The organism is Saccharopolyspora sp. MMCC62 (assembly GCF_057736575.1).
The window spans coordinates 174734-195378 of record NZ_JBYKCM010000004.1 but is presented as its reverse complement, the minus strand read 5'-3'; the positions used below and the strand labels follow the sequence as shown (position 1 = coordinate 195378).

General features: G+C 74.1%; 14 protein-coding genes and 1 tRNA gene. 3 read left to right on the top strand and 12 right to left on the bottom strand.

The genetic code is table 11. The features are described 5' to 3' along the window. Positions 1–79: 79 nt before the first annotated feature. Both AC29IT_RS11385 and AC29IT_RS11380 read right to left on the bottom strand, forming a co-directional pair. Positions 80–1198: a DUF6779 domain-containing protein gene (locus AC29IT_RS11385; RefSeq protein ID WP_358434931.1), complete on the bottom strand. Its 1119-nt coding sequence runs from the start codon at positions 1196–1198 to the stop codon at positions 80–82. Between the two features lie 228 nt (positions 1199–1426). Continuing rightward, positions 1427–1894: a DUF3180 domain-containing protein gene (locus AC29IT_RS11380; RefSeq protein WP_358435091.1), complete on the bottom strand. Its 468-nt coding sequence runs from the start codon at positions 1892–1894 to the stop codon at positions 1427–1429. 132 nt (positions 1895–2026) lie between these two features. Here AC29IT_RS11380 and AC29IT_RS11375 point away from each other — a divergent pair, with 132 nt between their 5' ends. Continuing rightward, positions 2027–2971, top strand: coding sequence for a MerR family transcriptional regulator (locus AC29IT_RS11375; protein WP_358434928.1), 945 nt, complete (start codon positions 2027–2029; stop codon positions 2969–2971). A gap of 48 nt (positions 2972–3019) precedes the next feature. Here AC29IT_RS11375 and folK read toward each other — a convergent pair whose 3' ends face one another. From folK to dacB, 9 genes are all read right to left on the bottom strand, one after another. Next, positions 3020–3517 (bottom strand): 2-amino-4-hydroxy-6-hydroxymethyldihydropteridine diphosphokinase, encoded by a 498-nt coding sequence (folK, locus tag AC29IT_RS11370; protein ID WP_358434925.1) that lies wholly within the window; start codon positions 3515–3517, stop codon positions 3020–3022. After that, positions 3514–3897, bottom strand: coding sequence for a dihydroneopterin aldolase (folB, locus tag AC29IT_RS11365; protein WP_488218682.1), 384 nt, complete (start codon positions 3895–3897; stop codon positions 3514–3516). The genes folK and folB overlap by 4 nt, the downstream gene beginning before the upstream one ends. Beyond that, entirely contained in the window at positions 3890–4735 is an 846-nt protein-coding gene (folP, locus tag AC29IT_RS11360) for a dihydropteroate synthase (protein WP_488218681.1), read from the bottom strand. Before folP ends, folB begins: the two co-directional genes overlap by 8 nt. Beyond that, positions 4735–5364: a GTP cyclohydrolase I FolE gene (folE, locus tag AC29IT_RS11355; RefSeq protein WP_358434916.1), complete on the bottom strand. Its 630-nt coding sequence runs from the start codon at positions 5362–5364 to the stop codon at positions 4735–4737. Before folE ends, folP begins: the two co-directional genes overlap by 1 nt. A gap of 88 nt (positions 5365–5452) precedes the next feature. Continuing rightward, positions 5453–7933 (bottom strand): ATP-dependent zinc metalloprotease FtsH, encoded by a 2481-nt coding sequence (gene ftsH / locus AC29IT_RS11350; protein ID WP_358434913.1) that lies wholly within the window; start codon positions 7931–7933, stop codon positions 5453–5455. 219 nt (positions 7934–8152) lie between these two features. Beyond that, positions 8153–8710 carry a hypoxanthine phosphoribosyltransferase gene (hpt, locus tag AC29IT_RS11345; RefSeq protein ID WP_358434910.1) on the bottom strand — a complete coding sequence of 186 codons (558 nt, stop codon included), beginning with the start codon at positions 8708–8710 and terminating at the stop codon, positions 8153–8155. Positions 8711–8745: 35 nt separating this feature from the next. After that, complete coding sequence (gene tilS, locus AC29IT_RS11340) at positions 8746–9762, bottom strand: tRNA lysidine(34) synthetase TilS (protein WP_488218680.1); 1017 nt, start codon at positions 9760–9762, stop codon at positions 8746–8748. A gap of 763 nt (positions 9763–10525) precedes the next feature. Further along, positions 10526–11611 carry a zinc-dependent metalloprotease gene (locus AC29IT_RS11335; RefSeq protein ID WP_488218877.1) on the bottom strand — a complete coding sequence of 362 codons (1086 nt, stop codon included), beginning with the start codon at positions 11609–11611 and terminating at the stop codon, positions 10526–10528. A gap of 88 nt (positions 11612–11699) precedes the next feature. Continuing rightward, positions 11700–16940, bottom strand: coding sequence for a D-alanyl-D-alanine carboxypeptidase/D-alanyl-D-alanine endopeptidase (dacB, locus tag AC29IT_RS11330; RefSeq protein ID WP_488218679.1), 5241 nt, complete (start codon positions 16938–16940; stop codon positions 11700–11702). Between the two features lie 510 nt (positions 16941–17450). Between dacB and AC29IT_RS11325 the strand changes: the two genes are divergently transcribed. Beyond that, positions 17451–17942, top strand: coding sequence for an inorganic diphosphatase (locus AC29IT_RS11325; RefSeq protein WP_358434902.1), 492 nt, complete (start codon positions 17451–17453; stop codon positions 17940–17942). A 196-nt stretch (positions 17943–18138) separates the two neighbouring features. On the opposite strand, the gene AC29IT_RS11320 is transcribed toward AC29IT_RS11325, so the two are convergent. Further along, positions 18139–19629, bottom strand: a complete 1491-nt coding sequence (locus tag AC29IT_RS11320) for a hypothetical protein (protein WP_488218678.1) — start codon at positions 19627–19629, stop codon at positions 18139–18141. A gap of 175 nt (positions 19630–19804) precedes the next feature. Here AC29IT_RS11320 and AC29IT_RS11315 point away from each other — a divergent pair. Further along, positions 19805–19878, top strand: a tRNA-Thr gene (locus AC29IT_RS11315). Positions 19879–20645 lie beyond the last annotated feature (767 nt).

Here is a 20645-nt window from a genome sequence, read left to right as displayed (position 1 = left end):
CGGACGCGGCTCCGGTCAGGGGACCGGCTGCCGGGACCGAGCGGCGCAGGCGGCTGGGCCGATCACCTCGGCGGTCCGCTCAGCCGCGGCGCCTGCGGCGGCGCTTCGATTCGCGCCCGTCGCCGGAGTCGCCGTAGGCGGCGAGCAGGTCGGTGACCGAGGTGCCCTCGGTGTGCGCGCCGGCCGCGACCTGGCTGGTGGGCAGCCGGCGGTCGGCGGCCTCCGCGGCCTCCGGCGCGGCAGGCGCGGGAGGTGCGGCGGGCACGGCAGGCGCGACGGGTTCGGGAGCGCTCTCGGGAACCTGCGCGGCGGGCTGCGCCGGGGTGGGGTCGGTGGGCGGCTGCGGCGCGGGATGCGCGGCCTGCGGGGCGGGTTCCGGTTCGGGCCGAACCGGGCGCAACCGGTCCGAAGTGGACTCGGGCCAGGCGCCCTGCGCGCCGGCGGGCGGCGGCTGCGGGCGGCGGGCTTCGGCGGGCTGCCGCGGCGCGGGCCTGCCGTGCGGGGGCCGGGATTTGCGGGGCTTCGACGGCCGCGGCGGCGGCTGCTCCACCTGCGGCGGCTGCGGAGCGGGTTCGGCGGGCTGCTCCACCTGGCCCTGGTGGGCGGGGGGCAGCTGCCTGCCGCGCCCGTCGGGGTGCTGGATGATCCGCGGCTGCGCGCCGGTGTCGCCGACGATCCGCTGCTGGGTGCCGGTGTCGCCGACGATCCGCGGTTGCTCGCCGGTCGCGGGCCGTTCCGGCAGCGACCGGACGCGGGTGGATTCGGCGCGCAGCGCGACCCGCTCGAACAGCACGTCCCCGCCGAGCATGTGCTCCAGGTTCTGCCGCAGCGCGCGGAGTTCCGCCTTCAGCGCCTGGATCTCCGCGTCGGACTCGGCGGCCGCGGTGCGCCGGGCCTCCACTTCGGCCGCCGCTTCGAACTCGCGGCGCGCGGCGATCTCCCGTTCCAGTTCGAGCTCGTAGACGCGCTGCCGCTCCGCTTCCCGCTCCACCGCCGCGGCGGCCTTGCCGCGCAGCTTCGCGACGCCGAACGCGCCGAGCAGCGCCGCCCACAGCGCGGCGACCAGACCGAGCTTGAGCACCCGGGAATCGTTGCTCACCACCAGGATCGCGGTCGCGGCGGCGGCGAGGACGAGGGCACCGACCCACAGCACCGACGGTCGCTGATCAGCGGCTGCGGAACGGGCGGAGTCGGACATGACCACACGGTACCCGGCCTTTATCCGATCGAGACCCGCAGGGAACGCGACGATCACCGGTTCGTCAAGGCGGCCCACACCGGAACGCCCGAACGGAGCAGCGTTTCGTTGGCGCGCAAGAGGAATCGCCGTTCCCGCGGGTGCCGCCGCCGAGCGCCGGGGCCGCGCCACCCCACCGGTTCCGCGCCGCTGGCGGCGAACGCGCCGTGGCCGCGCGACGACCGCCGGTCAGCGATCCTCGTCGTCGTACGGCTCCTCCGGGTCGTCGGGGTTGCGCAACGAGCTCTCCAGCCACAACCCCGCGGCCACCAGCGCCGCCGCGCTGATCAGGCCGACCACCGCCGCCGTGGTGTCCTCCCCCGCCGCCTGCACCGAATCCCGGATCGGCAGCAGGTAGCCGAGCAGCCCGCCCCACACGCCGCCCATGATCGAACCGACCAGGGAGGACGCCTTCGCCAGCGCGACCGCGCGCGCCGCGGGCAGCGCGTCCACCGGTTCGGTGCCGGGCTTGCGCTTGATGCGCGGCCGCAGGGTCACCGCCAGCAGCACGTCGACGACCGCGATCAGCAGCAGCGTCGCGCCCGCGAGCGCGGGAAGCCGCGGCAGGCCGCCGTAGGCGAGGCTCGCGCCGACGTAGGCCAGGACGGCCGCGACCAGCGCCGCGACGACCAGCTGCCGCGCCGGGGTGAACTGCATCCGCTCTTGCTGCCGTGGTGCCACGATCCCAGCATCGCAGAACGCGTGAAGCGGGCGGCGGCAGCCGGTGGGCCGCCCGGTCCGGAAAACGGGCTTGAGCCTCCACCGGCTGGAGGGTCGAGGGTCTGGGACGTGGACGACGCGCAGCGCTACACGATCGGAGAGCTCTCCCGGCGGACCGGGCTGAGCGTGAAGACCATCCGGTTCTACTCCGACAGCGGTGTCGTGCCGCCCACCGACCGCACGCACGCGGGCTACCGGCGCTACGACGTGGCATCGATCGCGAAGCTGGAACTGGTGCGCACCCTGCGCGAACTCGGCGCCGGCTTGGACGAGGTGCGCCGGGTGCTGGCCGCGGAGACCACGGTGCGGCGGCTCGCCGAGACCCAGCTGGTCCTGCTGGAGGACCAGCTGCGGTTGCTGCGGACCCGGCGCGCCGTGCTGCGGGCGGTCGCACGACTGGACGAACCGACCGAAGGGGTGAAGCTCATGCACAAGCTGGCGACGATGTCCGACGCCGAGCGCGACCGGATCATCGACGAGTTCTGGGACGGGACGATCGGCGGCCTCGACGTGGACGCCGAGTTCGCGGCCTGGATGCGCTCGGCGAAACCGGCCCTGCCGGACGACCCGAGCACCGAGCAGGTGGAGGCGTGGATCGAGCTCGCCGAGCTCGTCACCGACGACGACTTCCGCCGCGCGGTCCGCGAGCTGTGGGAGCAGCAGGCCGCGCAGCGCGCCACGGGCGAGCACGCGCCACCGGTGCAGAAGCAGGAGCAGGCGGCCGAGTGGTGGGCGCTGTTCGACGCGATCCGGGAAGCGCAGGAGGCCGGGCACGAACCCGGCTCCGCCCGCGGCCGGGAGATCGCCGAGCGCGGCGCGGCGCTGTGGGCCGAGCAGCGCGGCGCCGCGGACGACGCGGCGGGCCGCGCCGAGCTCGTCGCGGAGTTCGGCAAGCCGTACGACGAACGGATGTCCCGCTACTGGGAGCTGCTCGCGATCATCAACGGCTGGCCGCCGCACCCCACCACGGAACGCCAGACCCGCTGGCTCGCCGAAGCGGTGCGCGCGCTCTGATCCCGCAGGGTGGGCGGACTCGCTGCTCGCGGGCCGTCCACCTGCGGATCAGGGGCGGAGCAGGAGATCGTCGCGGCGGGTCACGGCGGCGACGTCGGCGGCGGGCAGCGCCTCGATCAGCTCGGCGATCGGGCCGTGCCCGGGCAGCACCGCGGCCGGTTCCAGCACCGCCCACGGGACGAGCACCGTCGCCCGTTCCGGCGTCCCCGGGTGGGGCAGCAGCAGCTCCGGATCGTCGCTGCGCACGCCGTCCACCAGCACCACGTCCACGTCGAGGGTGCGCGGGCCCCAGCGCTGCTCGCGCACCCGCTCGGCCGCGCGCTCCAGCTCCTGGCCGCGCCGCAACCAGCCCCACTCGTCGACGCCGTCGGCCCGCACCACGAGCACCGCGTTGAGGAAGTCCGGCTGGTCCAGCACGCCCCACGGCGCGGTCTCGTACACCGGCGACACGGCCTCGACCGCGTCCCCGAACCCGGCGACCGCGGACCGCAGGTGCGCCAGCCGGTCCCCCAGGTTCGATCCGAGGGACAGCACCGCCCGGCTCACGCCGCGCCCCCGCGGGCCGCGCGCCGCGACCGGCGGATGGTGACCGCCACGTCGGCGAAGGTCAGCGGGATCGGCGCGGACGGCTTGTGGATCGTGACCTCGGCCGCGTGCGCCCGGTGGTCGGCCATGATGCCGTCGGCGATCTCCGCGGCCACCGTCTCGATCAGGTCGCGCGCCGGGCCCGCGACGACGTCGGCGGCCCGCTGCGCCAGCTCGCCGTAGTTCAGCGTCTGCGCCAGGTCGTCGGAGGCGGCCGCACCGGCCAGATCCGCCCACACGGTGATGTCGACCAGGAACTCCTGGCCGTCCCGCTTCTCGTGCTCGAACACGCCGTGGTTGCCGCGCACCCGCAACCCGGTCAGCGCGATCCGGTCAGCCAACGGTCCCTCCCGCGTTCCAGGCCGCGGCCACCGCGACCGCGTCCAGCGAACTCCGCACGTCGTGCACCCGCACCGCCCACGCACCGCGATCCGCGGCCAGCGCCGACACGGCCGCCGTCGCCGTCTCCCGGCCCGCCGCCGGGCGCGGCTCGCCGTCCGCACCGGCCAGCAGCCCGCCGAGGAAGCGCTTGCGGGACGCGCCCACCAGCACCGGGAACCCCAGGTCCACGAACTCGCCCAGCCGGTGCAGCAGCGCCCAGTCGTGCTCGCCGGTCTTCGCGAAGCCCAGGCCGGGGTCGAGCACGATCGCGTCCTCCCGCACCCCCGCCCGCAGCGCCGCGTCCACCTGCGCGAGCAGTTCGGCGCGCACCTCGGCGACCACGTCGTCGTAGGCGGCCAGCGAACCCATGTCCTTGCTGTGCCCGCGCCAGTGCATCAGCACCCACGGCAGCCCGGTGTCCGCGGCGACCCGCGCCATGTCCGGATCGGCCAGCCCGCCCGACACGTCGTTGATCACCGAGGCACCCGCGGCGGCGGTGGCGGCCGCGACCTCGGCCCGGGTGGTGTCCACGCTCACCGGCACCCCGGCGGCGACGAGCTCCGCCACCACCGGCAGCACCCGTTCGACCTCGGTGGCCGCGGCGACCCGGTCCGCGCCCGGCCGCGTCGACTCGCCGCCCACGTCGACGATGTCCGCGCCCAGCTCGAACATCTCCACGCCGTGCTCCACCGCGGCCTTCACGTCCAGGTAGCGGCCGCCGTCGGAGAACGAATCGGGCGTCACGTTCAGCACGCCCATCACGGCGCAGCGCTGCGGCCGCGGCAGGAAGGCGCCCATCACGAGCCTCTGATCAGCGACAGCGCTTCGGACCGGGAGGACGCGGAGCTGCGGAAGATGCCGCGCACCGCGGACGTCGTCGTGGTCGACCCGGCCTTGCGCACCCCGCGCATCCCCATGCACAGGTGCTCGGCGTCCACCACCACGATCACGCCGCGCGGTTCGAGCTTGCGCACCAGCGCGTCCGCGACCTGCGAGGTCAGCCGCTCCTGCACCTGCGGGCGCTTCGCGTACAGGTCGACCAGCCGCGCCAGCTTCGACAGGCCGGTGACCCGGCCCTTCTCGTTCGGGATGTAGCCGATGTGCGCGACCCCGTGGAACGGCAGCAGGTGGTGCTCGCACTGCGAGTACATCGGGATGTCGCGGACCAGCACGAGCTCTTCGTGCGCCTCGTCGAAGGTGCGGTCCAGCACCTCGTCCGGGTCGGTGTAGAGCCCGGCGAACAACTCTTCGTAGGCGCGGGCCACCCGCTGGGGCGTCTCCCGCAGGCCTTCCCGATCCGGGTCCTCCCCGGCCGCGAGCAGCAGCTCCCGGATCGCCGCCGCGGCGCGCTCCTGGTCGAATGCGGGCCGCTCGAAACCGCCCCGGGCGTCGTCCTGCCCGGGCTGCTCACCGAGACTGCTGGTCACGTGTCGTTCCTCCACCGGCTCACCGCACCGAAGAGGGGCACCGCCGACGTGCGACGGTGCCCCTCTTCCGGTCTTGTCGCTCGGGCGCTCAGCGACCGCTCTCGCCCTTGTCCTCTCCCCGTTGCTCCGGGTCCGGGGACTGCTGGGACTCCGGGGACTGCTGCGGGGTCTGCTGCTGGTCGGGCCCGGTGCTCGCCGCGTCCTGCTGCGCACCCTGCTGGGCCTGCTGCGCACCGGCGGCGGGGTTCTGCTCCGGGGGCTGCTGCTGCGGCCGCTCCCACGACGGGACCCACTGCTGGTACTGCTGCTGGCCGGTCCCGCCCGGGGCCGTCGCCGGCGTCCAGCCGGGCGGGGCTCCGTAGTTCGGCGGCACCGCCTGCGGCTGGCCGTACTGGCCCGGCTGCCCCTGCGGGGCCTGCCCGTACGGCTGCTGCCCCTGCGGGGGCTGCTGGCCGTACGGCTGCTGGACCTGCGGCTGCTGGACCTGCTGGGGCTGGCCCTGCGGGTGCGGGAACTGCACGGTGCCCTGCCCGCCCTGCGGCTGGTCCTGGTTGTGCTGACCGGCCGGAACCGCGCCCGCGGGCACCGAACCGTTCGGCACCGGGTCGCTGAACCGCGGCGTCTCGACCGGCGGGGGCCACGGCTCGCCGCGTTCGATGGCCAGCTCGCCCGGGGTCTTGATCGGCGGCTTCTCCGACGGGGTGCGCCCGCCGAAGTCGTTGAACGCCGTGATCCGGGGCCGCTTCTCGACCTTGGCGAAGATCCGCTCCAGGTCCTTGCGGACCAGCGTCTCCTTCTCCAGGACCTCCAGCACGAGCTCGTCGAGGACGTCGCGGTAGGTGTTGAGCACCTCCCACGCCTCGGTGTGCGCGGCCTCGATGAGCTTGCGCACTTCCTCGTCGATCTCGTGCGCGACCTCGAGCGAGTAGTTCGGCTGCTGCCCGGCGGAGCGGCCCAGGAACGGGTCGCCCTCCTCCTTGCCGTACTTGACGGCGCCGAGGCGCGCGGTCATGCCGTACTCGGTGACCATCGCGCGGGCGATCTTGGTCGCCTGCTCGATGTCGCTGGAGGCGCCGGTGGTGGGCTCGTGGAACACGAGCTCCTCCGCGGACCGGCCGCCGAGCGCGAACACCAGTCGCCCGATCATCTCCGAGCGGGTCATCATGTCCTTGTCGTCCTCGGGGACGACGAGGGCGTGCCCGCCGGTGCGGCCGCGCGGCAGGATCGTGAGCTTGTAGACCGGGTCCACGTCGGGCATCGCCCAGGCGGCCAGCGCGTGCCCGCCCTCGTGGTACGCGGTGATCTTCTTGTCCCGCTCCGAAATGATCTTGCTCTTGCGGCGCGGGCCGCCGATCACCCGGTCGACCGACTCCTCCAGCGCGGCACCGGTGATCAGCTGGCCGTTCTCGCGGGCCGTGAGCAGCGCGGCCTCGTTGACCACGTTCTCCAGGTCGGCGCCGGAGAACCCGACGGTGCGCTTGGCCAGGCCCTCCATGTCGGCGTCCTGCGCCAGCGGCTTGCCCTTCGAGTGCACGCCCAGGATCGCCTTGCGGCCCCGCAGGTCCGGCGCCGAAACGGGGATCTGCCGGTCGAAGCGGCCCGGGCGCAGCAGCGCCGGGTCCAGGATGTCCGGCCGGTTCGTCGCGGCGATCAGGATGATGCCGCCGCGCGAGTCGAACCCGTCCATCTCCACCAGCAGCTGGTTCAGCGTCTGCTCGCGCTCGTCGTGCCCACCGCCGAGGCCCGCACCGCGCTGGCGGCCGACCGCGTCGATCTCGTCGACGAAGATGATGCACGGCGCGTTCTGCTTGGCCTGCTCGAACAGGTCTCGGACGCGGGAGGCGCCGACACCGACGAACATCTCCACGAAGTCCGAACCGGAGATCGAGTAGAACGGCACGCCTGCCTCACCGGCGACCGCGCGCGCCAGCAGCGTCTTGCCGGTGCCGGGCGGGCCGTACAGCAGCACGCCCTTCGGGATCTTCGCGCCCAGCGCCTGGTAGCGGCCCGGGTTCTGCAGGAAGTCCTTGATCTCGTGCAGTTCCTCGACGGCCTCGTCCGCGCCGGCGACGTCGTTGAACAGCGTCTTGGGCATGTCCTTGGTGAGCTGCTTGGCCTTGGACTTGCCGAAGTTCATCACCCGGTTCCCGCCGCCCTGGACGTTGTTCATCATCCACATGAGGACGAGAACGAGCAGGCCGATCGGGAGCAGGTAGATCAGCATCTGCGTCCAGAACGAGTCCTGGGTGACTTCGGTGTTCCACTTCTCGACGTTCGACCGGCGGATGTCGTCGACCACGGCGTCGGTGGCACCGGCGGGGTACTGCGCCATCAGCTGTTCGCTGTTGGCGAAGTTCTGGCCCTGCTTGAGGGTCAGCAGTACCCGCTGTTCCTTGTCCTGGATGGTCGCCTCGGCCACCTTGCCCTCGGAAATCTGCCGGAGGGCGTCTGAGGTCGAAACCGGCTGGTAGCCCTTCGTCTCGTCGAAGAGCACGCTGAGGCTCATGATCAGCGCTAATCCCGCCAGGATCCAGAGCAGCGGGTTACGGAGCAGGCGCTTGAGGTCCATTCACTTGCGGCCGGCGGTCGGCCTCGACCCTCCCTGACTTCACTTCGGGCAACGGCACCGGTGAACGGCGCACGAACCGTCGCCGCCGTCAACCCCCTCGGACCAGCGTACCGGCCGCGGCGAGCGCGCCACCACGCCGAGCGTTGTGCAGGTCGGCAACCCTACCCCGGATCGGAACCGGACCTTTCTCGCACCCGGCCCGGCCTGCGAGGAACGCGGCTACCGCCCGGAGGTGTAGACCTTCGGGTCGAGGGTGCCGATGTAGGGCAGGTCCCGGTACCGCTCCGCGTAGTCCAGGCCGTAGCCGACGACGAACTCGTTCGGGATGTCGAACCCGACGTAGCGGACCGGCACGTCCACCTGCACGGCGTCCGGCTTGCGCAGCAGCGTGCACACCTCCAGCGAGGCGGGGTTGCGCGCGGTCAGGTTCTTCAGCAGCCAGGACAGCGTGAGTCCGGAGTCGATGATGTCCTCGACGATCAGCACGTGCCTGCCCGCGATGTCCCGGTCCAGGTCCTTCAGGATCCGCACCACGCCCGAGGACGAAGTGGACGAGCCGTACGAGCTCACCGCCATGAACTCCAGCTGCGCGGGCCGCGGCAGCGCCCTGGCCAGGTCGGTCATGAACATGACCGCGCCCTTGAGCACGCCCACCAGCAGCAGGTCACCGCCCTGCGCGTCCTGGAAGTCCTCGGCGACCTGCGCGGCCAGTTCGGCCGTCTTGTCCTGGATCTGCTGCTCGGTGATGAGCACCGAAGCGATGTCGCCGTCGTACACCGGACCGGCTTCCCCTCTCGCTGTTGGACGGACGTTCATCCACCGATCACCCGACCGGCGGTTCCCCGTCCACCACGTTCCACCTGAAGCGTGCCATGCGTCCGGCGGAGCACAAAGCCGCCCGGGAGCGCGTGCGGGCCCTGACCGCGCCACGCGCCCGCGAGCGCGTCCGCGGAGCGCAGGTGCGCGTCGGATACCTCGGCCACCCCGCGTTCCAGCAACCAGCCGCGCAGCACCCTCCTGCGGAGCGCGGGCGGGTGCTCGGCGAGGGCCGTCGCATCCAGGTCCGCACCCCGTTCGACCTGCGCGCGGACCGCGGCGGCGAGCTCGTCGAGGGCGTCGGCGTCGTCCTGCAGCTGGCGGGCGGTGCGGGCCAGCGCACCGGCGACGCCGCCGTGCAGCACGTCCTCCAGCAGCGGCAGGACCGCTGTGCGCAACCGCACACGCGTGAACCGGCTCTCGCCGTTGTGCGGGTCCTGCCACGGCACGAGCCCGGCTTCGGCGCAGGCCCGCTCGGTCGTCTCCCGCGGCACGTCCAGCAGCGGCCGCGCCCACGGCGGGGACCACGGGCGCATCCCGGCGATGGACCGGGCTCCGGAGCCCCGGCCGAGCCCCAGCAGCACCGTTTCGGCCTGGTCGTCGCGGGTGTGGCCGAGCAGCACCGCGCCGCCGTCGGGGCGGTCCGCGTCCAGCGCCGCGTACCGGGCCCGGCGGGCGGCGGCTTCCGGCCCACCGCGGCCGGTGACCTGCACCGGCAGCACCCGCACGTCGCCGATGCCGAGCTCGGCGAGCTGCGCGGCGGCCCGCTCGGCCACCGCCGCGGAGTCCGGCTGCAGGCCGTGGTCGACGATCCGCGCGCGCACCCGCAGGTCGCGGCCGCGCGCGAGGTGGGCCGTGGCGGCGGCGAGCGCCAGCGAGTCGGCGCCGCCCGAGCAGGCGACCACCAGCGGGGCGCCGCGCAGCGCGGGGTGGGCGGCTAGGAGGTCGCGGACGGCGGTCCGCACGGCCAGCAGCGCCGGCCCCGCGGCGCGCTCGGATCGGCCGGAGGTCACCGGCCCATTCTGATCGGCCCGCACCCCGCGCCACGACCCAGGTCAGCGGCCCGCTCACCCGCGCGGCCCGGGCCGATGGCCGTACACCCGGCCGCGCCCGCGTGCTCGGGTACGCCCGTGCGCTCGGGTACGCCCGCGTGCTCGGCTGCGGCCGTCTGCTCAGGCGCGGGCGGGTCCTCGGGGGCGGCCGTGGTCGGACGTGGACCGATTCCCGGGGTGGCCGAGTCCCCGGAGGCGGACAGGTCTCCGGTGGGCCGGTCGTCGAGATCTCCACCCCCTTCGCGGGTCCCCGGGCGCGGACGGGTTCCCGAGTGCGGCCGGGTGCTCGGAGGTGGGCAGGTTCCCGGGGCCGCCGGGTTCGGGGGCGAACAGGTTCCCGAGTACGGACAGATCCCCGAGCGCGGCCGGGTTCCCGAATACGGACAGATCCCCGAGCGCGGCCGGGTTCCCAGGTGCGGACGGATTCCCCGGTTCGGTCCCGGTTCCTGGACGCGGACGGATTCCCAGGCGCCCGCCGTGTGTTCGGGGGGCGAACAGATCCCGGGTACAGACAGGTCCCCAGGGGCGGCCCGGTTCCCAGGCACAGCCCGATTCCCGGAGGCGGCCGGATCCTCAGGTGCGGCCGGCTTCTCGGGCGCGGGCACATGCCCAGGTGCGGACAGGTTCTCCGGCGCAGCCCGGTTCCCGGGCGCGGGCGGGTTCGAAGGCACCGGCGAGTTCCCGGGCGCGGCCGGGTGCGCCGGCGCGGACGGATCGCAGGCGGTCAGCCGTGGACGCGGCGCAGCCAGGACGCGGGGTCGGTGGTCTCGACGCGCGTCGGCAGGTGCTCCGGGGAGGTCCACACCGCGTTGAAGCCGTCCATCCCCACCCGGTCGACGACGTGCCGGGTGAACGCGGCGCCCTGCGCGTACTGCCGCATCTTGGCGTCCACGCCGAGCAGGCTGCGCAGCAGCCGGTCCAGCACCCCGCCGCCCTGGCGGCGCTCGGTGAACCGGCGGCGGATGGTGGCGACGCTGGGCACCACGCTCGGCCCGACCGCGTCCATCACGTGGTCCGCGTGCCCCTCCAGCAGGGTGGACAGCGCCAGGATGCGGTCCAGCGCGGCGCGCTGCCGCGGCCCCTGCAGCAGTTCGACCAGGCCGAGCACACCGGGGCTGGACTGCGCGTCCGGCCCGGACCGCACGCCGCGCACGACCGCGGGCAGCCTGCTCAGCAGCTCACCGGGCGAGGAGTCCAGGTCCGAGAGCAGCTCGCCGAGGCTGTCGGCGAAGTGGTCCCGCAGCCACGGCACCGCGTTGAACTGCAACCGGTGCGTCGACTCGTGCAGGCACACCCACATCGTGAAGTCGTCGACGGGCACGTCCAGCGCCCGCTGCGCGGCGACGATGTTCGGCGCCACCAGCAGCAGCCGACCCGGCCGGGTACCGCGCTCGCTGGGCAGGAACGGGTCGTACTGGCCGAGGACCTTGGTGCCCAGGTAGGACAGCACCAGCCCGGCCTGGAGGCCCGCTCCCCGGGCGCCCAGCCCGCCGAGCGGATCACCGCCGGAACCCCGGGAGCGCAGCGCCATCCCGGTGATCTCGGACAGGCCCTGCGCGGCCGCCCGCACCCACTCCCGGCGGTCCACCACGTCCCCTTCGAGCACCGGCAGGTCCAGGCCGAGCCCGGTCAGCTCCCGCACGTGCGTTTCGGCGGCCACCCCGGCCCGGCGCAACGCGCGGACCGCGTGCACCGCGTCCTCGCGGGGGATGTCGGGTCCGCTGTGCATCAACCGGCCGGCGGTCGCCGCCGCCAGGTCCCAGTCCAGCGAGCGCTGCGCGTCGTCCCGGCCGTGCGGTCGGGGCGGCAGCGTGGCGGAGCGCGGAGTCACGGAATCGACGGTACTCCGATCGCGGGCCCCGGCGACACCACCGGCCGTGCCCGCGGCAGGCCCGCGATCAGCGGCAACCGCACTGCTGGACGGCCGCGACGACCTCGTCGAGCGCGGGCCGGACCTGTCCGGAAGAGCTGTCGCTGTTGGACATCAGCGCGAACACCAGCAGCCTGCCGTCCTCGGTGAGGATCGTCCCGGACAGGCTGTTCGCCCCGTCGAGGGTGCCGGTCTTGGCGCGGATCCAACCACGGCCCGAGCCGTCGGCGTAGCGGTCGGTGAGGCTGCCGGAGCCACCGGCGACGGGCAGGCCGGTGAGCAGCGCCCGCAGCTTCGCGCTCCTGGCAGGCAGGCCGCCGTCGCGCTCCGGCTCGGCGGCGTCGGCCATCAGCCCGGCCAGCACCTTCGCCGGAATGCGGTCCTCAGTGGACAGACCGCTGCCATCGGACATCCGCACGCCGGTGAGGTCGACGCGGTTGCGCTGCAGCACCTCGCGCACCGCCTGGACCGCACCGGCGAAGGACGGTTCCTTCCCGGTCTTGATCGCGACCTCGCGGCCCAGCGCCTCGGCCAGCACGTTGTCCGAGTGGATCAGCGTGCTCTCGACCAGCTTGCGCATCGTCGCGGACTGCACCGCGCCGAGCCGCTGCGCACCGCGCGGCGCGGTCCCCTCGGACACCGCGGAGGCGGGCACGCCGAGCCGCTGCGCGAGTTCCCGCCCGGCCTGCTCGGCGGGGTGCTGGGTCCGCTGGTCGTACTCCGCGGTCGGGTCGCCGGTGCGCCCGCCGTCGGCCATCACCGACTCCATCGGCGCCATGATCCCGGCGGGGACGTCGGCGGGCAGCCAGCCCGGGGCCAGCGACGGCCCCCGGTAGCGGCTGGTGTCCACCTGGATCGAGGTGACCTGGCCGCCGGTCGCGGCCCGCACCTGCTCGGCGAGGTCGTCGAAGCGGCCCGCGCCCGGGTACACCGACTCCTGGCCCGCGGGCATCGTCGACAGCGTCGGGTCGCCGCCGCCGACGAGCACCACGCTGCCGGGCTGCGCGCCGCGCACCACCTCGGTGGTGAACCGGGCGTCGTGGTCGAGCTCCAGCATCGCGGCGCTGGTGGTGAGCAGCTTGCCGGTGGAGGCGGGCATCATCGGCGTGTCCTGCTGCCGCTCCCACAGCGTCTTCCCGGAGCGCACGTCGACGACCACGCCGGTGACCGGGTCCAGCACCGGGTTCGACAGCGGCCCGCTGACCGCCGCCGCGATGCCCGAGCCCGTCGGTTCGGGCGCGTCCATCCCGATCGGCCGGATCGACGGGGACAGGTGCACCGGGGCGGGCGGATCGGCCAGCTGCGCGGCGCTGATCCCGTTGACCAGGGCCGGGACGCCGACGGCGAGGCCCGCGCCGAGCACGACCACCGTCAGCACCGCGAGCAGCACCGTGGCGCGCTTGCGGCGCGGTGCGGGGACCGCCGCGGCGGGAGCGTCGTGCTGCTCGTCGTGGTCCTGGTAGCGGTCGTCCCCGTAGTGGTCGTCCTGGTAGCGGTCGTCCTCGTGCGGTTCGGCCTGCTGCGCGGAGTGCTCCTCCGGCCGCGGGCGCTGCGGCGCGGCGGGCACGGCGAAGTCCTGCGGCTGCGCGGAACGCTGCGGCGGCTGCGGTGGCGGCTGCGGTGGGCGGTGCGGCGGCGGGACCGGGATGGAGCGCGGCGGCGCGGGCTGCGGGCTCTGCTGGCTCTGCTGGCCCTGCGGTCCTTGCTGGCCCTGCTGCCTGCCCGGCGGCGGGCCGGAGAAGTCGGGGCGCCGGAACTGCTGGGTCCGCTCCGCGTCCGAGGGGCCGGGCACCGGGCGCGCGGGCTGCTGCGGCGCGGGCGGCACGATCGGGATGCGGGTGGTCGGCGGGCCCTGGTCGAAGGCCTGCGGGCGCGGGCGGTCGGCCGGGCGGTCCTGCGGCGGCTCGGTGCGGCTCCGCTGCTCCGGCCCGCCCTGTCGGGGGCCGGGCTGCTGCTGGCCGGGCTGCTGGTCCTGCTGCTGGCCGGGCTGCTGCTGGCCCGCCTTCCTCTGATCCGGCTGCTGCTGGTCCTGCTTCTGCTGGTCCGGTCGCTGCCGGCGGTCCTGCTGCTCGCGGCGCCGGGTCTCCTGCTCCAGGTCGGCGAGGCTGAACCGCTGGGTGTCCTCGATCCGCCGGAACTGCTGGGTCTGCTCGGCGGGCGGCGGGCCGATCGGCGTGCCGGAGTCGGCGGTGAACGCGGAGTCCACCGCGGGCGGCTGCTCGACGCTCGGCCGGGGATCGGTGGACGAGGGCGGGGCGGCACCCGCATCGGCGGAGAACGCCGAGTCCACGGCCTCGTCCCGATCGCTCCCGGTCTCAGCGGGCTCGCTGGTCTCGGCGGGCTCCGGATCGGCTTCGACGCGGGCCTGCTCCGCGGTCGGCCACTCGTCGCGGACGCGCTCCTCGGCGACCTGGCCGCGATCGCCCCGGGCCGGCGCGTCGTCGACGACGGGCAGCCGGCCGGTCGCGGTGTCGGCGGTCGGATCCCGATCGGTGCCCGAGGTGGTGCCGCGGCCGGTGTCGCCGGTCGCGTCCTCGTCGGCCGTCGCGGCGCGGTCGGTCTCGGCGACCTGCTCGGTGGTGGTCCGGTCGGCGAGCGCGCCGCGGTCCAGGCGTTCCGTCGCGGGCGCGGTGGCGGGACGGTCCGTCGCGGCCGGGCGCTCGGTGGTGCCGGTCCGGTCGGCGTCCTGCCCGGTGCTCGGCGCCGCGGGCACCGGCTGCTGCGGTCCGGTGGCCTCGACGTCCTCGGTGAGTTCGGCCTGCGCGGCCACCACGGTGTCCGGGGGCACGTCCACGCCCGCGGCGGCACCACCGGTCTCGTCGTCCGCCGCGGCCGGTTCGGCCGGCGCCGAGGTGACCGGCTGCTGCGGCCCGGTGACCTCGACGTCCTCGACGAGTTCCGCCCGGCTGGCCGCGACGGCCTGCTGCACGTCGGTCGACTCGAGGTCCGGCGTCGCGGGCTCGGCCCGCTCCTCGGTGGTCCGCTTCGCCGGATCCCGCTCTTCAGCGGCCCGATCCTCGGTGGCCTGCTCCTCGGTGGCCTGCTCCTCGGTGGCCCGTTCCTCGGTGGCCTGCTCCTCGGTGACCTGCTCCTCGGCAGTCTGCTCCTCGGCAGTCCGCTCCTCGGCAACCCGCTCCTCAGCGGCCCGCTCCTCGACGGCGGGCTGTTCGGCGGTGGGCTGCTCAGTGGTGGGCTGGGCCGTGGGTGCCTGCTCGGGGTTCTCGTCCGCGCGGTCCTGATCCGCGGGTGTCCGCTCCGCAGATCGCGCCGCGGACGGCTGCGCCGCCCGCTCGGAGTCGTCCGATCCCTCGGCGCGGTCGGTCCGGTCCCACTCGGTCTCGTCCGCGTCCTGGTCGGCGGAGCGCTCGCTCGCGTCGCCGGTGCGGGCCTGCTCGGTGCCGTCCGCGTCCGCCTCGTCGGCCGCTCCGGTTCCGCTCGCCGAGCTCCCGTCGGCCCGGTCGGGTCCGGTGCCGGTGCTCGTCGCCCCGGATTCCGCGTCACCCCGAGCCGCGTCACCCCGAGCCGCATCGCTCCGGCCCGCGTCGTCCTGGCCCGCATCGTCCTGGCCCGCGTCGCCCCGGTCTGCGTCGGCAGCGTCCGTTCGGGAACCGGTGTCGGCGGTGGTGCCCGTGAGCTCGGACCGGACGATGCGCTGGGTCGCGGTCGTCGAAGCCTGCTCGGCAGCGCGCTCCTGCCCGGACGCACCGCGTTCCGCCGAGCCGGACCCGGTCGTGCCCGCGGTGCGCTCCGCGTCCGGTCGCCGCGGTTCGGAGGACACCGAGTCCGCGGACCCCACGTCCGGTGACACCGCAACAGGTGACGCCGCATCCGCGGCTCCGCCGTCCGCCGGACGGGCGTCCGAGTCCGCGTCCCCCGCGGGCCGCGCTCCCGGCGAGCCCTCGCCCGCGCGCTCGTCCACCGAGTCCTGCCCTGCCGAACCCCGGCCCGCGGAACCTCGGCCCGTCGGCTCCTGGCCCGCCGCGGGCCGGCCTGCCGTGCCCTGCTCCGTCGGACCCTGGTTTGCAGCGCCCTGCTCCGTCTGGCCCTGGCCTGCAGCGCGCTGCTCCGTCGCGCGCTGGTCTTGCGCGCCCTGGTCTTGCGCGCCCTTCGTCGCGCCCTGGTCCGCAGCCTCGTCCGAACCGGCCGCGGTCGTCGCCGCCTCGCCGCCCGGCACGTCCCCGCTGAACGAGGTGTCCACGCCGCCGGAGATCCGCCCGGTCGCCTGGGATCCGGCCACCTGTGATCCGGTCGTCTGCCACCCGGAGAAGTCGTGCGCGGCGGCCTCCCGACCTGAGCCGGAGTCCACCGAACCGACGAAGCCGACCGGCCGGGACGTGGCCCCCGGCTTCGGCGCGGCCGGGACGTCGCCGCTGAGCGTGCCGCGGACGGTCGATCCGGATGCCCCGTCCCGGGCTCCGCCTGCCGAGTCCTCCGCGCCGGGGCTCGCCGCCTCGGCCGATCCGCCACGGTGCTCGGGAGCGTCGTCCTGCTGCTCCGGGTCCTGCGTCGGGAAGTCCTGCTCGTCGCCAGCGGCGCCCGCGCCCGAACCGGCATCGCCCGAACCGGCGTCACCGGAACCGGCATCGCTCGATTCGGCGCCGCCCGATTCGGCGCCGCCCGATTCAGCGCCGCTCAACGCGGTGCTGCTCGAACCGGCGGTGTCCGATCCGACGCTGCTCGATCCGGCATTGCTGGATCCGCCATTGCTGGATCCACTGCTGCCAGGTTCGGCGTCACCAGCGCCGGCGCTGCTCGAACCGGCGTCATCCGGCACGCCGCGTTCGGCGTCGTCCTCCTCGGCTTCGGGCAGCCGACCGGACACGGTCCGCCCCAGGGCGCCGACCTTCGATCCGGCGGTGTCCCGACCGGAACCGGCCGATCCACCCGCCCCGGATTCGTCCTGTTCCGCACCGGAATCAGCGGAGTCGGCATCCGCCGATCCGGCGGAGTCGGACTGGGCATCGGCGGACTGGGCATCCGCGGACTCGGCATCCGCGGACTCGGCATCGGCGGGCTGGGCACCTCCGGAACCGGCATCGGCGGACTCGGCACCACCGGCACCGGAACTGCCGGCACCGGCCCGGGAGGACTCGGCATCGCCGGACTGGTCATCCTTGGGCTCGGCAGCTGCGGACTCGGCAACAGCGGCCTCGCCGGCAGCGGACCCGGAATCAGCGGCGGACTCCCCCGCCCCGGCCTCGGTGTCCTGCGCGGTCCTCGCGGTATCGGTGCCCGCCGCGCCGCTGGAGTCGGTTCGATCAGCCTTCACCGGCTGTCCATCGCCGGAAGGCTCCGATTCGTTCCCGCGCGCGGAACCGGCGTCCTCCTGGTCCTCGACCGGGAATCCGTCCGCGTCGCCCTCGGCGGGCCACTGCTGTTCGGAAGACTCGTCGCCCGGCGAACCTGCTGCTGAGGCGCTCGAGGACCCCTCGGTGGCATCGGGCTCGGACACCTCACCCCGGAGGCGGTGGGGTTCGGGCACGGGCTTCCTCCTCGACGGTTCGCCAGACTGCCAGATGCGAGCTGCCGCACTGCGGTGGGGCTCGGCGCGCGGCCGTGGTCCACACTAGACGTGGTCGTGCCGCATCACGGGCGGCCACTCCGACGTGTGAGCCTGCGGCTCGACCTCGGGTGACGCCGTGCGGTGACCGACGAAATCATCGCAGGTCAGGACACTGGCGATGTACGGGACCGGGATGCGGGACCGGCCTGGCAACGGCGGCCGGACGGTCGGGCACAGCCTCGACGAGCAAGCTGGCGAGAACGAGTGAGGAACCGCGTGGACTTCGACGTCACCATCGAGATCCCCAAGGGGAACCGGAACAAGTACGAGGTGGACCACAAATCCGGCCGGATCCGGCTGGACCGGACGTTGTTCACCGCCACCCAGTACCCGGCCGACTACGGCTTCGTCGAGGACACCCTCGGCGAAGACGGGGACCCGCTGGACGCACTGGTGCTGGTGCAGGAGCCCACCTTCCCCGGGTGCCTGATCACCGCGCGCGCGGTCGGCATGTTCCGGATGCGCGACGAGAAGGGCGGCGACGACAAGGTCATCTGCGTCCCCTCCGACGACCCGCGCCAGGAGCACCTGCGCGACATCCACCACCTGGCCGAGTTCTACCGGCTGGAAATCCAGCACTTCTTCGAGGTCTACAAGGACCTGGAGCCCGGCAAGAGCGTCGAAGGCGCCACCTGGGTCGGCCGCACCGAGGCCGAGGCCGAGATCAAGCGCTCCTACGAGCGCGCCAAGGAGCAGGGCGACCACTGACGCCCTGGACAGCCCGAAGGCCCTTCCCGATGGGGAGGGCCTTCGTCGTCTCCGGGGCACGCCCGCTCAACGGCCGCCCGAGTCGCGGCGGCGGATCCGGGCACGGGTGAACGGACCGTTCGTCCCACGAGATCGGACGAGCGGTCCGTTCACCCCGCCGCCGTCCCCGGGTTCGGGGCGAGGGGACGGCGCCGGCTCACACCCGGCGGCGCGGCACCGCGGCCACCAGCACCGAACCGAGCAGCAGCAGGCCCGTGCCGGTCCAGAACAGCGGAACCGTGTAGTAGGCCCCGCTGGTCTTGGCGAGCGGCGGGGCTGCGGGGCCCTCCGCGGGCGGCCCGGGCTGCTCGGGTGCCGGAGAGGGCGGCACGTCGCAGTGCACGCCGCCCGCCGGCGCACCGGCGCGCGCGGACTGCTCGCCGAAGGAGACCTCCGCCAGCGCCGCGTCCGGCATGCCGAGCGCCGTGCCGGGCAGCAGCTTCAGGTCGAACATCCGGGCTCCGGCGCGCAGCTCGGTGCCGTTCGCCTGCTGGGTGAGTTCGCCGATGCTCAGCCGCAGCACCCCGATGTCGAGCACGCGGTCGTTCACGGCGGGACCCACGATCGGCAGCTCGCCGGGGACTCCGGGCAGCCCGATCGGCAGGTCCGCCTGCGGGTTCGCCGCGTCCAGCTCGACGAGCTCGCGGCCGCCCTGGGTCACCCGCAGCACCGGAGCCTCGTAGTCGACCGTGGAGGTCGCCGGGTCGCCGGTGGCGGTGACGGTCAGCGTCGGCTCGCTCACCACGTCGACCCGCAGCTCCTGCGGCGTGCCCGACAGCAGCCGCACGCTCGCCAGCTGCATCGTCGAGGTGGAGCGCACCGCCTTGCCGGCCACGCCCGGCACGTCCACCAGTTCGACCTCGGAGTGCGCGCGCACCGCGTCCGGCACGTTCACCAGCGAGCCCGCGCCCGATTCGGTCGGTGCTCCACCGGAGAGCAGTCCGCCGAGCCGAGCGGGCGAGCCGGGAGCGCCTGCGAGCGCCGCGGGCTGGTCACCGTCCTGCTGCCGGGTGTCCGGCAGCGCGGGCAGCACGTTCACCGCGGAGAGGCTCGCCAGCGAACTGCTCGATTCCGAGATCGGTGACACGCACGGCCCGAGCCGCTCGTCCCACCGGGCGTGCGCGCTGCCTTCGAGCAGCCCGAGCTTCACCAGCGCGTCCGCGGGGGACGGCGGCGGCTGCACCCCGGTCGTCGCCGGTTCCGCGTGGTCCGGCACCGCGGTCTGCGAGACCGACGCGCCGGGGATCTGCGGTGCCCAGCCGCCGATCGCGGCGCCGAACGGCGAGGCCTCCGCGGTGGCGTGCTCGAAGGCGAAGTACGCCTCGGAGTCGGCCTTCGACTTCGCCAGCCCGAGTCCGAGCTCCAGCATCGCGTTCTTGCGCAGCGCGTCCCGGTACGCGGGATCGTCGAAGATCGTCTGACCAGGGACCGTGCCGGGCAGCACCCGCAGCACGCCGATCCCGGTGCTCGCCTCGGCCGTGATCGGTCCCGGCTGGACCGGCCCGTCGGACGCCGGGGGCTGGTCCGGGTCCACCGGCGTCGGCAGCGGCGTGGTGTCCGCGAACGCCGCGGGCAGGTTCAGCCCGGCGACGGCCAGCGAGACGGCCGTCACGGCGGCGAAACGACGCAGCGGTCGAGCTGATCGCATCCGACCTGCCTTCCCTAGGAGAACCGGTGACGATCGTCACCGAACCCCTCAACGACGAGCGCTCGTCCGAGTGACGGCTAAATTCGACGCAACCGGTGACACCCACCTCGGCGGTCGGCCCGCCCAACCCCTCCGCCGGGGCTGCCGGGGCCACCCGCTACACTTGCTCCGCAACGCCGCCTTAGCTCAGTCGGCCAGAGCGACGCACTCGTAATGCGTAGGTCGAGGGTTCGATTCCCTCAGGCGGCTCGCCGAGAAGACCGCAGGCCCACCCCGGTGGACCTGCGGTCTTTTTTCATCCCCGTCCGCACTCCACCGCGGGCCGTGACCGGAACCGGGTTTCCGCGCTCCTGACGGGGGACCGATCGCGGAAATCGCAGACCACGGCCATTCCACTCGGCCGCACCGAATTCCGCATCCGCGGGTCATCCGCAGAGATCATCTCGACATTCGGACAGGCCGAACTGAACTGCCGGAACGGCGAATACCGCCGAATGCGAACGACCCCATCGACACCTCCGGAACGGACTCCCGGTCCCGATCCGAAGATCGGCGACAACCGGCCTCCGGAACGAATCCGGAAAACCGATTCGAGACCGCCCGAGACCAGTTGTCGAATCGGCCCGAGAACCAGCCGCACGACTCCGCCGCACACCCCCGAACCACCTGCGACACCGACCGCCGCAGCCGCGGCCGACACCTCGGCGAGCACGCCTCGCGCCCCATAGCAGGAGGGTGCGATGAGCCGACCGTGGCCCACGTGGTTGGGCCGAACGGGCGCGCTGCCACAGTGGAGAGCCCCGATCCGGGGCGAGTAGTCACGGCGACTGAGCACTTGCGCCATCGACTGTTATCACTGGCGGGTTTTGGTGAAGAATCCTCACGACCGACCTGCGGTGATCACATGGTGCAACAGGGTGTAGGCCGATCAGCCCAATCAGCTATCACCCGACCGGTCGATTGTCGTCGTACTTGGGGAACTACTTCGATCACAGTGACGCCGGAAGGATCGATGT

Coding starts and splice junctions, on each gene's coding strand:
- AC29IT_RS11385 (WP_358434931.1), bottom strand. CDS start 1,198: ATGTCCGACTCCGCCCGTTCCGCAGCCGCTGATCAGCGACCGTCGGTG.
- ftsH (WP_358434913.1), bottom strand. CDS start 7,933: ATGGACCTCAAGCGCCTGCTCCGTAACCCGCTGCTCTGGATCCTGGCG.
- folP (WP_488218681.1), bottom strand. CDS start 4,735: ATGGGCGCCTTCCTGCCGCGGCCGCAGCGCTGCGCCGTGATGGGCGTG.
- AC29IT_RS11320 (WP_488218678.1), bottom strand. CDS start 19,629: ATGCGATCAGCTCGACCGCTGCGTCGTTTCGCCGCCGTGACGGCCGTC.
- AC29IT_RS11380 (WP_358435091.1), bottom strand. CDS start 1,894: ATGCAGTTCACCCCGGCGCGGCAGCTGGTCGTCGCGGCGCTGGTCGCG.